Annotated in this window: 14 protein-coding genes and 2 tRNA genes; 12 read left to right on the top strand and 4 right to left on the bottom strand. The window is 55.6% G+C overall.

The annotated features are described in order from the left end of the window. Window positions 1–48 precede the first annotated feature (48 nt). Together VF709_RS21760 and VF709_RS21755 are read left to right on the top strand one after the other, a co-directional pair. Window positions 49–125, top strand: a tRNA-Asp gene (locus VF709_RS21760). A 53-nt stretch (window positions 126–178) separates the two neighbouring features. Beyond that, a tRNA-Trp gene (locus VF709_RS21755) sits at window positions 179–254 on the top strand. 102 nt (window positions 255–356) lie between these two features. Here the strand turns inward: VF709_RS21755 and hdfR are convergent. Continuing rightward, on the bottom strand, window positions 357–1178 hold the full coding sequence (gene hdfR / locus VF709_RS21750; protein ID WP_020685959.1) for an HTH-type transcriptional regulator HdfR: 822 nt from the start codon (window positions 1176–1178) through the stop codon (window positions 357–359). 118 nt (window positions 1179–1296) lie between these two features. On the opposite strand from hdfR, the gene VF709_RS21745 reads away from it, so the two are divergent. Beyond that, window positions 1297–1635: a DUF413 domain-containing protein gene (locus VF709_RS21745; protein WP_013099290.1), complete on the top strand. Its 339-nt coding sequence runs from the start codon at window positions 1297–1299 to the stop codon at window positions 1633–1635. 32 nt (window positions 1636–1667) lie between these two features. Here the strand turns inward: VF709_RS21745 and VF709_RS21740 are convergent, their stop codons facing one another. Continuing rightward, window positions 1668–3188 (bottom strand): YifB family Mg chelatase-like AAA ATPase, encoded by a 1521-nt coding sequence (locus tag VF709_RS21740; protein WP_149896974.1) that lies wholly within the window; start codon window positions 3186–3188, stop codon window positions 1668–1670. Window positions 3189–3529: 341 nt separating this feature from the next. Between VF709_RS21740 and ilvL the strand changes: the two genes are divergently transcribed. From ilvL to ilvA, 7 genes are all read left to right on the top strand, one after another. After that, window positions 3530–3628 (top strand): ilv operon leader peptide, encoded by a 99-nt coding sequence (ilvL, locus tag VF709_RS21735; protein ID WP_023620831.1) that lies wholly within the window; start codon window positions 3530–3532, stop codon window positions 3626–3628. Between the two features lie 86 nt (window positions 3629–3714). Beyond that, window positions 3715–3765 carry a peptide IlvX gene (ilvX, locus tag VF709_RS21730; RefSeq protein ID WP_102046757.1) on the top strand — a complete coding sequence of 17 codons (51 nt, stop codon included), beginning with the start codon at window positions 3715–3717 and terminating at the stop codon, window positions 3763–3765. Between the two features lie 2 nt (window positions 3766–3767). Further along, window positions 3768–5414 (top strand): acetolactate synthase 2 catalytic subunit, encoded by a 1647-nt coding sequence (gene ilvG / locus VF709_RS21725; protein ID WP_038420805.1) that lies wholly within the window; start codon window positions 3768–3770, stop codon window positions 5412–5414. Further along, entirely contained in the window at window positions 5411–5674 is a 264-nt protein-coding gene (gene ilvM, locus VF709_RS21720; protein ID WP_003860184.1) for an acetolactate synthase 2 small subunit, read from the top strand. The genes ilvG and ilvM overlap by 4 nt, the downstream gene beginning before the upstream one ends. A gap of 18 nt (window positions 5675–5692) precedes the next feature. Continuing rightward, the gene (gene ilvE, locus VF709_RS21715; protein ID WP_013099287.1) at window positions 5693–6622 is read left to right on the top strand and encodes a branched-chain-amino-acid transaminase; all 930 of its coding nucleotides are present in this window, start codon (window positions 5693–5695) and stop codon (window positions 6620–6622) included. A 60-nt stretch (window positions 6623–6682) separates the two neighbouring features. After that, on the top strand, window positions 6683–8533 hold the full coding sequence (gene ilvD / locus VF709_RS21710; protein WP_013099286.1) for a dihydroxy-acid dehydratase: 1851 nt from the start codon (window positions 6683–6685) through the stop codon (window positions 8531–8533). Window positions 8534–8535: 2 nt separating this feature from the next. Continuing rightward, window positions 8536–10080, top strand: a complete 1545-nt coding sequence (gene ilvA / locus VF709_RS21705; RefSeq protein WP_014833732.1) for a threonine ammonia-lyase, biosynthetic — start codon at window positions 8536–8538, stop codon at window positions 10078–10080. A 45-nt stretch (window positions 10081–10125) separates the two neighbouring features. Here the strand turns inward: ilvA and ilvY are convergent, their stop codons facing one another. Then, window positions 10126–11016, bottom strand: a complete 891-nt coding sequence (ilvY, locus tag VF709_RS21700) for an HTH-type transcriptional activator IlvY (protein ID WP_038420965.1) — start codon at window positions 11014–11016, stop codon at window positions 10126–10128. Window positions 11017–11168: 152 nt separating this feature from the next. On the opposite strand from ilvY, the gene ilvC reads away from it, so the two are divergent. Next, complete coding sequence (gene ilvC / locus VF709_RS21695; RefSeq protein WP_013099283.1) at window positions 11169–12644, top strand: ketol-acid reductoisomerase; 1476 nt, start codon at window positions 11169–11171, stop codon at window positions 12642–12644. 93 nt (window positions 12645–12737) lie between these two features. On the opposite strand, the gene ppiC is transcribed toward ilvC, so the two are convergent. Next, window positions 12738–13019, bottom strand: coding sequence for a peptidylprolyl isomerase PpiC (gene ppiC, locus VF709_RS21690; protein ID WP_013099282.1), 282 nt, complete (start codon window positions 13017–13019; stop codon window positions 12738–12740). An 85-nt stretch (window positions 13020–13104) separates the two neighbouring features. Here ppiC and rep point away from each other — a divergent pair, with 85 nt between their 5' ends. Further along, on the top strand, window positions 13105–15129 hold the full coding sequence (gene rep / locus VF709_RS21685; RefSeq protein ID WP_013099281.1) for a DNA helicase Rep: 2025 nt from the start codon (window positions 13105–13107) through the stop codon (window positions 15127–15129). Window positions 15130–15146: the final 17 nt, after the last annotated feature.

Genomic DNA, 15146 nt, shown 5'->3' with positions numbered 1-15146 from the left:
TAAGTAGTAAGCCGGTGCATAAATCCGGTGGTTACAGCAGTCTTCGGTGGAGCGGTAGTTCAGTCGGTTAGAATACCTGCCTGTCACGCAGGGGGTCGCGGGTTCGAGTCCCGTCCGTTCCGCCACTTATTAAGACATTAAGCCTGCCTTATCGGCAGGCTTAATGGCAAAAAACTTTAGGGGCGTAGCTCAGTTGGTAGAGCACCGGTCTCCAAAACCGGGTGTCGCGAGTTCGAGTCTCTCCGCCCCTGCCATATAGAATCCTTTGCTTCGGCAAAGGATTTTTTTTGCCTTCAACACGGCCAAAATCCCTTCCTAATCAAAAACTGCAGCCAGCCATTATGCTGGCTGGTAAATCATTCCATAATATTGATTTTTAATAGATCTTTTATCTGCGATTGCTTATCGCTGTTCTGCAGCCAGATTGCATACAACGGCCTGGAAAGCGTAGTGGAATCCAGTACGGTATGGAGTCCCGGTTTACTGTCTGCCCAGCAAACGGGTAACCACGTGCAGCCCTTTAGCAAGGAAAGCTGTTGGCAGGCGATCTCCGCTGAGCTGGTTGTTAACTGTGGAACATCGTCAGGGGCGATCAAACCGGTTTCATGCTGTTGAAAATCGGGGCCCCATTCAAGCCGCAGATAGGTTAGATCGGACTTCATCATCGCAGGCTCAGACGCATACAGAGCCAGACCAAACTGCCCAACAATCTGGCTGCTAAATTCGTCCATCTTGGGGGCTTCAGTGGTGATCAGCAGATCAAGCTGGCGCTCGTGAAGTTGCTTAACCAGCGACTGGCGTTGCGCAATTCTGGCCTCGAATTGCAAATGCCCATGCGAATGGTATAACCGCGAAAGCCACTGACTGAGCATACATTCCCACAGGGAGGCGCTGGCCCCGATCGAGAACTCATTGTGCCTGGACGTATGAGCCACCTCTTTACGGGCCGCCTGCCAGGTATTCATCAACGTTTCTGCATACGGGAGCAGTTTCTCACCGGCCGGCGTTAAGCGGATATTGTTGCGGTGGCGGGTAAATAGATTCACACCCAATTGATTTTCCAGCTGTCGAATACGAAAACTGACCGCTGACTGCGTCAGATAGAGGGCTTCAGCTGCTCGCCCGAAGTGGCGTGTCCTGCTCACTTCAAGGAAAGTTTTTAGCAATTCCGTATCCACATCTTTCTCCACAAAATTATTTGTCGTTATGATTTAAATGTTTTGTTTTACACTCTGTCAAGCGTAACTAATACTCCGCGCCATAAATAGCTCGGCCAAAGAATTAGGAGCGTGTAGGATGGCGGAAAGCTTTACGACGACTAATCGTTTTTTCGACAATAAAAATTATCCACGCGGGTTCTCTCGTCACGGCGATTTCACCATCAAAGAGGCGCAATTGCTTGAGCGTCATGGTTATGCCTTTAACGAGCTGGATCTGGGTAAACGTGAGCCTGCGACTGAAGACGAAAAACAGTTTGTTGCTGTTTGTCGCGGTGAGCGTGAGCCGCAGTCTGAAGCAGAACGTGTATGGATCAAGTATATGGCACGCATCAAGCGTCCAAAGCGTTTCCATACGCTGTCTGGCGGTAAGCCGCAGATGGAAGGTGCTGAAGACTACACCGAGTCTGACGACTAAGTTGATGAGAAAAGGAGCTTCGGCTCCTTTTTTTATGCCAGTAATTTTTGCAGGTGCAGCAACAACCGATCTATGGCGCGATAGCTCAGCGCTTCCTGCAGATGGTGTCTTTCAATTTCTGGCTCTCCTTCCACATCGGCAATAGTGCGAGCCACTTTCAGCAGGCGCTGCCATGCACGGATCGAGAGCCCAAATCGCGTCAATGTCTCTTCAAGCCAGCAGGCATCCTCAGCCTTAAGATGGCAAAACTGCCGAATCTCAGCATTATCCAGACGCGCTTTCAGCTTATGTTGACGAGCGTACTGTCGGGCCTGTGAGGCGATAACCCGTTCGCGAACCTTCGCTGTGCTCTCACCGCGTATCGTTGTCTGGCTGAGCAAACCAGGGGGCGGTAAGGGGATCTCCAGGGATAAATCAAAACGATCGAGGAAAGGGCCTGACAGCTTCCCCAGATAGCGCAGCGTCTGCTCAGGCGTGCAGCGATTATGATTTCCCTGATAATGGCCTGATGGGCTGGGGTTCATGGCGGCAACCAGCTGGAACTGTGCCGGGTAGCTTATTTTGGCGCGCGTGCGGGAGATATGGATCTCGCCAGATTCGATAGGTTCCCGCAGGGCATCCAGTACGCGGCGTTCAAACTCAGGCAGTTCATCAAGGAACAGGATACCATTGTGTGCCAGCGAGATCTCTCCCGGCCCCGGAATGGAGCCCCCTCCGACCATGGCCGTCAGGGAGGCACTGTGATGGGGAGAGCGAAAAGGGCGTCGTCGCCACTGTTTTTGCAATGATGCAGAGCTCACCAGGCTAAATATCGCTGCGCTTTCAAGTGCCTCATGATTATTGAGTGGCGGCAATAACCCATTCAGCCTGCTCGCCAGCATGGTTTTCCCTGTTCCCGGCGGGCCAATCAGCAACAGGTTATGTCCTCCGGCTGCGGTGATCTCCAGTGCCCGCTTCCCCTGCTCCTGCCCGATAATATCGCTGAGGTCGTCCGGGCTTTCAGGCAGGATATCTCCGGTTTCCTCTGGCTCGGAGAGGGTATGTCGGCCTTCAAGGTGCGCGCAGACTTCCTGTAAATGCCCCGCGACCAGGCATCCTTTCTCGGCAATCAGGCTCACTTCTGAGGCATTTTCATTGGCTACAATAATTTGTCGACCGGCATGAATGGCTTCCAGCGCACCAGAGATGGCGCCAGGAACGCCTCTTAACGCGCCTGTAAGCGCCAGTTCGCCAATGAACTCGTACGAGCCTAGCCTCGCAGTGTTGAGCTGCTCAGAGGCTGCGAGAAGCGCAATAGCGATAGGTAAATCGTATCGTCCGCCCTCCTTGGGCAGATCTGCGGGAGCAAGGTTGATCGTGATCTTCTTAGCGGGGAAGGTATAACCGCTATTGATAATTGCGCTGCGAACCCGATCTCTGGCTTCTTTGACCGTGGTTTCTGGCAAGCCGACAAGCGTTAGCCCAGGGAGCCCATTACTCAGATGAACCTCCACAGAAATAAGCGGTGCCTTTACTCCGATCGCCGCACGCGTGTAAACAACTGACAGTGACATAAGCACCTCCTCAGTGATTCACTATGTCAGTATTGATTTTGCCTGTTGAGCGTCAGTTGGCTGATTTACGACGCTCATTCCTGCTTTTTAGCGACATAGTGTAACTATTTCACTCATTCGGAAGTCATCTCGCAAAGAGAAGGACGGAACGCGGCATAGCGCTAAAACACGCCAAAAAAATGAAAAATATTCACTATCTAATTTCCTTATATAAAACAAAGCTTTTCAGGAATATGATTTGCCTGCTAATCAAATCCGTCATAAATAAATCTTGTGTTTGGTTTGATAACTGTGATAACTCTTTAGGCATTCCTTCGAACAAGATGCACAAAGAACCGAAAATGACAGCCCTTCTACTAGTGATTAGCCTGGTCGTGATTAGCGTGGTGGTGATTATTATCCCACCGTGCGGGGCTGCACTTGGACGAGGAAAGGCTTAGAAATCAAGCCTTAACGAACTAAGACCCCCGCACCGAAAGGTCCGGGGGTTTTTTTATGACTAAAAAACTTAAACGAGGAGCAGAGAATGACAAATAGCACAAAATTCTGTTTCTCCCGATTTATGACGGGGAACTAACTATGAATGGGGCACAGTGGGTAGTACATGCGTTGCGCGCACAGGGAGTCGAAACCGTCTTTGGTTATCCGGGAGGCGCAATTATGCCGATTTACGATGCACTGTATGACGGCGGCGTGGAACACCTCTTGTGCCGACACGAGCAGGGCGCAGCCATGGCGGCCATTGGCTATGCACGTGCCACCGGTAAAACGGGCGTCTGCATGGCAACGTCTGGACCGGGCGCCACAAACCTGATCACCGGTCTGGCTGACGCGCTGCTCGATTCCGTTCCCGTGGTGGCGATCACCGGCCAGGTGGCCTCACCCTTCATCGGTACTGATGCCTTCCAGGAAGTCGATGTGCTCGGCTTGTCGCTGGCCTGTACCAAACACAGCTTCCTCGTGCAGTCCCTCGAAGAACTGCCGGGCGTGATGGCGGAAGCGTTCCGTATTGCCAGCTCTGGCCGTCCTGGCCCGGTTCTGGTGGATATCCCGAAAGATATTCAGGTTGCACTCGGCGAGCTGGAACCGCACTTCTCCACCGTTGAAAGTGACGACGCGTTCCCACATGCGGAAGTCGAAGAGGCGCGTCGGATGCTGGCGCAGGCAGCCCAGCCGATGCTGTACGTCGGCGGCGGCGTTGGCATGGCACAGGCAGTTCCGGCCCTGCGCGAATTTATCGCGGTAACGCAAATGCCTGCCACCTGCACGCTGAAAGGGTTGGGCGCAGTGGATGCTGACTACCCATACTACCTGGGCATGCTGGGGATGCACGGCACCAAAGCGGCAAACCTGGCGGTGCAGGAGTGTGATTTGCTGATTGCCGTCGGTGCCCGTTTTGACGATCGCGTGACCGGCAAGCTGAATACCTTCGCGCCAAACGCCAAAGTTATCCATATGGATATCGACCCGGCGGAAATGAACAAGCTGCGTCAGGCGCATGTTGCGCTGCAGGGCGATCTCAACACGCTGCTGCCGGCGTTACAGCAGCCTTTGAATATCGGCGAGTGGCGCCAGCACACGGCTGAAATGCGTGCCGAGCACGCCTGGCGTTACGACCATTCGGGTGAGGCCATCTATGCGCCGCTGTTGTTGAAGCAGTTGTCTGACCGTAAACCGGCAGACAGTGTAGTGACGACCGATGTCGGCCAGCACCAGATGTGGTCTGCGCAGCATATGACCTACACCCGCCCGGAAAACTTCATCACCTCCAGCGGATTAGGTACGATGGGCTTCGGCCTGCCTGCCGCGGTGGGTGCTCAGGTTGCCCGTCCAAACGATACGGTCATCTGTATCTCCGGTGACGGCTCCTTCATGATGAACGTTCAGGAGTTGGGCACCGTTAAGCGTAAACAATTGCCGCTGAAGATCGTGTTGCTTGATAACCAGCGTTTAGGGATGGTGCGCCAGTGGCAGCAGCTGTTCTTCGAGGAGCGCTACAGCGAAACCACCCTGACTGATAACCCCGATTTCCTCACTCTGGCCAGCGCCTTTGGCATTCCTGGACAGCACATCACCCGTAAAGACCAGGTTGAAGCGGCACTCGACACCATGCTGTCAAGCGAAGGGCCTTACCTGCTTCATGTCTCAATCGACGAGCTTGAGAACGTCTGGCCGTTGGTACCGCCAGGTGCCAGTAACTCACAAATGCTGGAGAAATTATCATGATGCAACATCAGGTCGCCGTTCAGGCTCGCTTCAATCCAGAGACATTAGAGCGCGTTTTGCGCGTGGTCCGTCATCGTGGCTTTCAGATTTGCTCTATGAATATGGAGACGGCCACTGACGCCCAAAATATCAGTATCGAATTAACCGTTGCCAGCCCGCGCCCGGTCGACTTACTGTTTAGTCAATTATCAAAGCTGGTGGATGTTGCCCATGTTGCCATCTGCCAGAGCACAACCACATCACAACAAATCCGCGCCTGAGCGTGACAGGAAGAGAAAATGACGACAAAAAAAGCTGATTACATTTGGTTCAATGGTGAGATGGTTCGTTGGGAGGACGCGAAGGTCCACGTGATGTCCCATGCGCTGCACTACGGTACGTCTGTGTTTGAAGGCATCCGTTGCTACGACTCTCACAAAGGGCCAGTGGTGTTCCGTCATCGTGAACATATGCAGCGTCTGCATGACTCAGCCAAAATTTATCGTTTCCCGGTTTCTCAGAGCGTTGATGAGCTGATGGAAGCCTGCCGCGAGGTGATTCGTAAGAACAACCTGACCAGCGCCTATATTCGTCCGCTGGTCTTCGTGGGTGACGTGGGCATGGGCGTAAACCCGCCAGCCGGTTACACCACAGACGTGATCATTGCTGCGTTCCCGTGGGGGGCGTACCTGGGTGCAGAAGCGCTGGAGCAAGGGATCGACGCAATGGTCTCGTCCTGGAACCGCGTGGCGCCTAATACCATCCCAACTGCGGCCAAGGCGGGCGGTAACTACCTCTCCTCACTGCTGGTCGGCAGTGAAGCGCGCCGCCACGGCTATCAGGAAGGCATCGCGCTGGATGTGAACGGTTATATATCTGAAGGTGCAGGTGAGAACCTGTTTGAAGTGAAAGACGGTATCCTGTTCACCCCGCCGTTTACCTCTTCAGCCCTGCCGGGTATTACCCGTGACGCCATCATTAAGCTGGCGAAAGATCTGGGTATCGAAGTGCGTGAACAGGTTCTGTCCCGCGAATCCCTGTATCTGGCCGATGAAGTCTTTATGTCCGGTACGGCGGCTGAGATCACGCCGGTTCGCAGTGTAGACGGTATTCAGGTGGGTGCAGGCCGCTGTGGCCCGGTTACCAAACGTATTCAGCAAGCCTTCTTCGGCCTCTTCACCGGCGAAACAGAAGATAAATACGGCTGGTTGGATCAGGTTAATCAATAAGCATAAATATGGGGCGGCACGCACCGTCCCATTTAATAGTCAGACGGGAGTAAATAAAGCATGCCTAAGTATCGTTCCGCCACCACCACCCACGGCCGTAACATGGCGGGTGCCCGCGCACTGTGGCGCGCCACCGGGATGACCGACGCTGATTTCGGTAAACCTATCATCGCCGTGGTGAACTCCTTCACCCAGTTTGTGCCGGGCCATGTGCACCTGCGCGATCTCGGCAAACTGGTTGCTGAGCAAATTGAAGCTGCGGGCGGTGTGGCGAAAGAATTCAACACCATTGCGGTGGATGACGGTATCGCGATGGGGCACGGGGGCATGCTCTATTCACTGCCGTCGCGCGAGCTGATTGCCGACTCGGTGGAATATATGGTTAACGCTCACTGTGCGGATGCCATGGTCTGTATCTCCAACTGCGACAAAATCACCCCGGGGATGCTGATGGCTTCCCTGCGTCTGAACATTCCGGTAATTTTCGTCTCCGGTGGTCCTATGGAAGCGGGCAAGACCAAGCTTTCTGACAAAATCATCAAGCTCGACCTGGTCGATGCGATGATCCAGGGCGCGGATCCAAAAGTGTCTGACGAGCAGAGCAACCAGGTGGAACGCTCCGCGTGCCCAACCTGCGGCTCCTGTTCCGGGATGTTCACCGCCAACTCCATGAACTGTCTGACCGAAGCACTGGGCCTCTCTCAGCCGGGCAACGGTTCGCTGCTGGCGACGCACGCTGACCGTAAAGCGCTGTTCCTCAACGCCGGTAAGCGCATTGTTGAACTGACCAAACGTTACTACGAGCAGGACGATGCCAGCGCGCTGCCGCGCAACATCGCCAGCAAGGCGGCGTTCGAAAATGCCATGACGCTGGATATCGCCATGGGCGGTTCTACTAACACCGTTTTGCACCTGCTGGCTGCGGCGCAGGAAGCGGAAATCGACTTCACCATGAGCGATATCGATAAGCTGTCCCGCAAAGTGCCGCAACTGTGTAAAGTCGCGCCAAGCACCCAGAAATACCACATGGAAGACGTACACCGTGCGGGTGGCGTCATCGGTATTCTTGGCGAGCTGGATCGCGCCGGGCTGCTGAACCGCGATGTGAAGAACGTTCTCGGTCTGACGTTGCCGCAGACGCTGGATAAATATGACGTGATGCTGACTCAGGATGAGGCGGTGAAAAACATGTTCCGCGCGGGTCCGGCCGGTATTCGTACCACGCAGGCCTTCTCTCAGGATTGTCGCTGGGACACCCTGGATGATGACCGCGCCGAAGGCTGCATCCGTTCGCTGGAGCACGCCTACAGTAAAGACGGCGGTCTGGCCGTGCTGTACGGCAACTTTGCGGAAAACGGCTGCATCGTAAAAACCGCGGGCGTGGATGATAGCATCCTGAAATTCACCGGCCCGGCCAAAGTGTACGAAAGCCAGGACGAGGCGGTAGACGCCATCCTGGGCGGCAAAGTTGTGGAAGGCGACGTGGTGGTCATCCGTTACGAAGGGCCGAAAGGCGGTCCAGGCATGCAGGAGATGCTCTACCCAACCACCTTCCTGAAATCGATGGGCCTCGGTAAAGCCTGTGCGTTGATCACCGACGGACGTTTCTCGGGCGGTACGTCCGGTCTTTCCATCGGCCATGTATCACCGGAAGCGGCGAGCGGCGGCAACATTGCGATCATCGAAGACGGTGACCTGATTGAAATCGACATTCCGAATCGCGGGATCCAGCTCAAGCTGAGCGATCAGGAGATCGCGGCTCGTCGTGAAGCACAGGAAGCGCGCGGCGATAAAGCCTGGACGCCGAAGGACCGCCAGCGTGAAGTCTCCTTCGCCCTGCGCGCTTACGCGAGCCTTGCGACCAGTGCAGACAAAGGCGCGGTACGCGATAAATCGAAACTTGGGGGCTAATGATGGCCGAGTCACAACCCTTATCCGCCGCCCCTGAGGGGGCGGAATATCTCCGGGCAGTGCTACGCGCGCCGGTCTATGAAGCGGTGCAGGTCACCCCGCTGCAGAAAATGGAAAAACTCTCTTCGCGCCTCGACAACGTGATTCTGGTGAAGCGCGAAGACCGTCAGCCGGTGCACAGCTTCAAGCTGCGCGGGGCCTACGCGATGATGGCCGGGTTGACCGACGAGCAAAAAGCACGCGGCGTGATTACCGCGTCGGCGGGCAACCACGCGCAGGGTGTGGCGTTCTCGTCTGCCCGTTTGGGGTTGAAAGCGCTGATCGTGATGCCGGTTGCCACGGCAGACATCAAAGTGGATGCGGTGCGTGGCTTCGGCGGCGAAGTGCTGCTCCACGGCGCTAACTTTGACGAAGCAAAAGCCAAAGCGATTGAGCTGGCGCAGCAGCAGGGCTTTACCTGGGTACCGCCGTTCGACCATCCGATGGTGATTGCAGGACAAGGTACCCTGGCGCTGGAACTGCTGCAGCAGGATGCCCATCTTGACCGTGTTTTCGTTCCGGTGGGCGGCGGTGGCTTAGCTGCAGGCGTGGCGGTGCTGATCAAACAGCTGATGCCGCAGATCAAAGTGATTGCCGTGGAAGCGGAAGATTCAGCCTGCCTGAAGGCCGCGCTGGATGCGGGTCATCCGGTCGATCTTCCGCGCGTTGGGCTGTTTGCCGAAGGCGTGGCCGTGAAACGTATTGGCGACGAAACCTTCCGTCTGTGCCAGGAGTATCTTGACGACATCGTCACCGTCGACAGCGATGCGATCTGCGCGGCGATGAAAGATCTCTTCGAGGATGTGCGTGCGGTGGCGGAACCGTCCGGCGCGCTGGCATTGGCTGGAATGAAAAAATACATTGCCCAGCACAACATTCGCGGCGAGCGCCTGGCGCACGTGCTCTCGGGTGCTAACGTCAACTTCCACGGTCTGCGTTACGTTTCTGAACGCTGCGAGCTGGGCGAGCAACGTGAGGCCCTGCTGGCGGTGACCATTCCGGAAGAGAAGGGCAGCTTCCTGAAGTTCTGTCAGCTGCTTGGTGGCCGTTCGGTAACGGAGTTCAACTACCGTTTTGCCGATGCGAAAGACGCCTGTATTTTTGTCGGCGTGCGTTTAAGCCGCGGTCTGGAAGAGCGCAAAGAGATCCTCAACCTGCTGCACGAAGGCGGCTACAGCGTGGTCGATCTCTCTGACGATGAGATGGCGAAACTGCACGTACGTTATATGGTCGGTGGTCGTCCGTCGAAGCCGCTTAAGGAACGTCTCTACAGCTTTGAGTTCCCGGAATCCCCGGGCGCGTTGCTGAAGTTCCTGCATACGCTGGGCACGCACTGGAACATCTCGCTGTTCCACTACCGCAGCCACGGCACCGACTATGGCCGCGTGCTGGCCGCGTTTGAACTGGCCGAGCACGAGCCGGATTTCGAAACGCGTCTGAACGAGCTGGGCTATGAGTGCCATGATGAAACCCACAACCCGGCGTTCCGCTTCTTCCTCGCGGGCTAAGGGGAGGTCTGCGTATAGGTCGGGTAAGCGTAGCGCCACCCGACTTTAATGGTTCGGCAATATCTTCCAGAACGCATCAATAAGCGGCTCATGCAGCCGCTTTTTTTGTGCACACACGCCAAGCTCGAACGGCGTCTTTTCGTCGCTGCGCTCCAGAATCATCACGCGATTGCGCACCGGTTCCGGGCTGTTTTCCAGCACCACTTCCGGCAGCAGCGCCACGCCGCAGCCAAGCGCCACCATTGAGACCATCGCCTCGTGTCCACCCACCGTCGCGTAAATCGACGGATTACTGATTTTCTGACGACGGAACCAGAGTTCGATACGGCGTCGCACCGGACCCTGATCGGCCATGATAAACGGCACCGATGACCAGTCCGGCTTTTCCACCGACACCTGATTACGCACCGGGCAGGGTAGCGCCGGGGCGATCAGCACCACCGCCAGATTCTCCAGCATAGAGAACGCCACCGCGCCCGGCAGGGTTTCGGGCTTCCCGGCAATGGCCAGATCGGCTTCGCCTGTGACGACTTTTTCCATGGCATCGGCGGCATCGCCGGTGGTGAGCTTAATTTCAACCGAGGGATGCTCCGCGCGGAAACGGTCAAGGATAGGGGGAAGATGGCTATAGGCGGCCGTTACGGAGCAGAAAATATGTAGCTCGCCGGATAAAGACGGCCCTTTCTGATCGATGGCGTGTCGAAGCTGCTGATACTGCAGCAACGTCTGCTGAGCAAAGATCCGCAGCTCTTCGCCCGCTTCCGTGAGGGTAACGGTGCGATTATCCCGCACAAACAGCGGCTGGCCGAGGTCCTCTTCAAGGCGCTGGATCTGGCGCGAAAGTGTGGACGGGCTAACGTGCATGGCCCGGGCGCTACGGCCAAAATGGCGGCTTTCCGCCAGATGCAGGAACATTTTCAGATCGCGTAAATCCACGGATTCCACTCCCCCTTTTTACATTGCAGATATTGCAACGTGACGTTGTGAATATATCAATTTCCGCAATAAATTTCCTGTTGTAATGTGGGTACATTCTCGCTGAAACGCGAACCGAACAATAAGACACACAACATCACGAGGTATCACCCATGGCTAACTACTTTAATACACTGAACTTGCGCCAGCAGCTGGCGCAGCTGGGCAAATGCCGCTTCATGGCGCGCGATGAATTTGCTGATGGCGCGAGCTACCTTCAGGGTAAAAAAGTGGTCATCGTCGGCTGTGGCGCGCAGGGTCTGAACCAGGGTCTGAACATGCGTGACTCCGGGCTGGATATCTCTTACGCCCTGCGCAAAGAAGCAATTGCTGAAAAACGTGCTTCCTGGCGTAAAGCGACCGAAAACGGCTTCAAAGTGGGTACCTACGAAGAGCTGATCCCACAGGCGGATCTGGTTGTTAACCTGACGCCAGACAAACAGCACTCTGATGTTGTGCGCTCCGTTCAGCCGCTGATGAAAGACGGCGCGGCGCTGGGTTACTCTCACGGCTTCAACATCGTTGAAGTGGGCGAGCAGATCCGTAAAGACATCACCGTAGTGATGGTGGCTCCGAAGTGTCCGGGTACAGAAGTCCGTGAAGAGTACAAGCGTGGCTTCGGCGTGCCGACGCTGATCGCGGTTCACCCGGAAAACGATCCGAAAGGCGAAGGGATGGCGATCGCGAAAGCATGGGCAGCGGCTACTGGTGGCCACCGTGCGGGCGTTCTGGAATCTTCCTTCGTGGCTGAAGTGAAATCTGACCTGATGGGCGAGCAGACCATTCTGTGCGGCATGCTGCAGGCCGGTTCACTGCTGTGCTTCGATAAGCTGGTGGAAGAGGGTACCGACCCGGCATACGCAGAAAAACTGATTCAGTTCGGCTGGGAAACCATCACCGAAGCGCTGAAGCAGGGCGGTATCACGCTGATGATGGATCGTCTGTCCAACCCGGCGAAACTGCGTGCTTTCGCGCTGTCCGAACAGCTGAAAACCATTATGGCGCCGCTGTTCCAGAAACATATGGACGACATCATCTCCGGCGAGTTCTCTTCCGGCATGATGGCTGACTGGGCGAATGATGATAAGAAACTGCTGACCTGGCGTGAAGAGACCGGTAAGACCGCGTTCGAAACTGCGCCACAGTATGAAGGTAAAATCGGCGAGCAAGAGTACTTCGACAAAGGCGTACTGATGATCGCGATGGTAAAAGCAGGTGTTGAGCTGGCGTTCGAAACCATGGTGGATTCCGGCATCATCGAAGAGTCTGCGTACTACGAATCTCTGCACGAGCTGCCGCTGATCGCGAACACCATCGCCCGTAAGCGTCTGTACGAAATGAACGTGGTTATCTCCGATACCGCTGAGTACGGCAACTACCTGTTCTCTTATGCATGCGTACCGCTGCTGAAAGAGTTCATGACCACCCTGCAGCCGGGCGATCTGGGCAAAGCCATTGCGGAAGGTGCGGTAGATAACGCGCAACTGCGCGATGTGAACGAAGCGATTCGCAGCCACCAGATCGAGAAAGTAGGTCACAAACTGCGTGGCTACATGACTGATATGAAACGTATCGCGGTAGCGGGTTAACACCAGGTGCGGGCTGATGCCCTCACCCCGCCCCTCTCCCACGGGGAGAGGGTGCAAACATTAAAGGCCTTCTCTTAGAGAAGGCCTTGCTGTTTATTTCCGATACAGCACTTTAATCACGTGGTAGCCGAACTGCGTGTGCAGCGGGCCAGTCGGCTCCAGTACCGGGCAGGAGAAGACCACTTTGTCGAACGCCGGAACCATCTGACCCTGACGGAATTCCCCTAAGTCACCGCCGCGTTTGCCTGACGGGCAAATGGAGTGCTTCTTCGCCAGCTTGCCGAAGTCGGCGCCGTTTTTGAGCTGCTCCAGAAGATCCAGAGCCAGTTTCTCTTCTTTAACAAGGATATGCAGTGCTGCTGCTGTTTTTGCCATGATCGTGCCTTGAGTGGTATGGATTAGGCTCGCTATACTACCACGCTGTTATTCTCCCCTCCTGACTTTCATTGAGTGATCATTTATGCGTTTAAACCCCGGACAACAACAAGCTGTCGAATTTGTCACCGGACCGTGTCTGGTGCTGGCGGGGGCTGGCTCCGGCAAAACGCGTGTGATCACGAACAAAATCGCCCACCTGATCCGCGGCTGCGGCTATCAGGCCCGGCATATCGCTGCGGTGACCTTTACCAACAAAGCGGCGCGCGAAATGAAAGAGCGTGTCGGCCAGACGCTGGGGCGTAAAGAGGCGCGAGGCCTGATGATCTCCACGTTCCACACGCTGGGGCTGGATATCATCAAACGCGAATACGCGGCGCTGGGGATGAAGTCTAACTTCTCGCTTTTCGATGACACCGATCAGGTGGCATTGCTTAAAGAGCTTACCGAGGGGCTGATCGAAGATGACAAAGTGCTGTTGCAGCAGCTGATCTCGACGATCTCTAACTGGAAAAACGATCTGATGACCCCCGCTCAGGCAGCGGCGAGCGCCAAAGGTGAGCGGGATCGGATCTTCGCTCACTGCTACGGTCTGTACGATGCACATATGAAAGCGTGTAACGTGCTGGATTTTGACGATCTGATCCTGCTGCCCACGCTGCTGTTGCAGCGTAATGAAGAGGTGCGTGAACGCTGGCAGAACAAAATCCGCTATCTGCTGGTGGATGAATACCAGGACACCAACACCAGCCAGTATGAGCTGGTGAAGCTGCTGGTGGGACAGCGCGCGCGTTTCACCGTGGTAGGCGATGACGACCAGTCAATCTACTCCTGGCGCGGCGCGCGCCCACAAAACCTGGTGCTGCTGAGCAAAGATTTTCCGGCGCTGCAGGTGATCAAGCTGGAACAGAACTACCGCTCATCCGGGCGCATCCTGAAAGCGGCAAATATCCTGATTGCCAATAACCCGCACGTCTTCGAAAAACGCCTTTTCTCGGAACTTGGCTATGGCACGGAGCTCAAAGTGCTCAGTGCCAATAATGAAGAGCATGAAGCGGAGCGCGTGACGGGCGAGCTGATTGCGCACCACTTCGTCAATAAAACGGAATATAAAGATTACGCGATCCTCTATCGCGGCAACCACCAGTCGCGCGTCTTTGAAAAGATGCTGATGCAGAACCGCATCCCGTACAAAATTTCCGGCGGAACCTCCTTCTTCTCGCGCCCTGAAATCAAAGATCTGCTGGCCTATCTGCGTGTGCTCACCAACCCGGATGACGACAGCGCCTTTCTGCGTATCGTGAACACGCCGAAACGTGAAATCGGCCCGGCGACGCTGCAAAAGCTCGGTGAATGGGCGATGACGCGCAACAAAAGCCTGTTTACCGCCAGCTTCGATATGGGGCTGAGCCAGACGTTAACCGGGCGCGGTTATGATTCCTTAACCCGCTTTACCCACTGGCTTGGCGAAGTCCAGCGTCTGGCGGAGCGCGAACCGGTTGCTGCCGTTCGCGATCTGATCCACGGCATCGACTATGAGTCCTGGCTGTATGAAACCTCTGCCAGCCCGAAGGCGGCAGAGATGCGCATGAAAAACGTTAACCAGCTGTTCAGCTGGATGACGGAAATGCTGGAAGGCTCAGAAATCGACGAGCCGATGACCCTGACCCAGGTCGTTACCCGCTTTACGCTGCGCGACATGATGGAGCGCGGTGAGAGCGAAGAGGAAGCCGATCAGGTTCAACTGATGACGCTGCATGCGTCTAAAGGGCTGGAGTTTCCGTATGTCTACCTGGTCGGCATGGAAGAGGGCTTACTGCCGCACCAGAGCAGCATTGATGAAGATAACGTCGATGAAGAGCGTCGTCTGGCCTACGTGGGCATTACCCGCGCGCAGAAAGAATTAACATTTACGCTGTGTAAAGAGCGCCGTCAGTATGGGGAACTGGTTCGCCCTGAGCCGAGCCGTTTCCTGCTGGAGTTGCCGCAGGATGACCTGATCTGGGAGCAGGAGCGCAAGGTGATAACCGCTGAAGAACGAATGCACAAAGGTCAGGCTAACGTCGCGAACATTCGCGCCATGCTGGCTAAAGCCAAAGAGAAGGGATAAGAATTTGCAGGCCGGGT

It is taken from the genome of Enterobacter sp. Lyrl_3 (assembly GCF_051948675.1).
GTDB classification, from domain to species: Bacteria; Pseudomonadota; Gammaproteobacteria; order Enterobacterales; family Enterobacteriaceae; genus Enterobacter; species Enterobacter cloacae.
The sequence above is the reverse complement of the archived record's forward strand: the minus strand, read 5'-3'. Positions and strand labels throughout refer to the sequence as shown.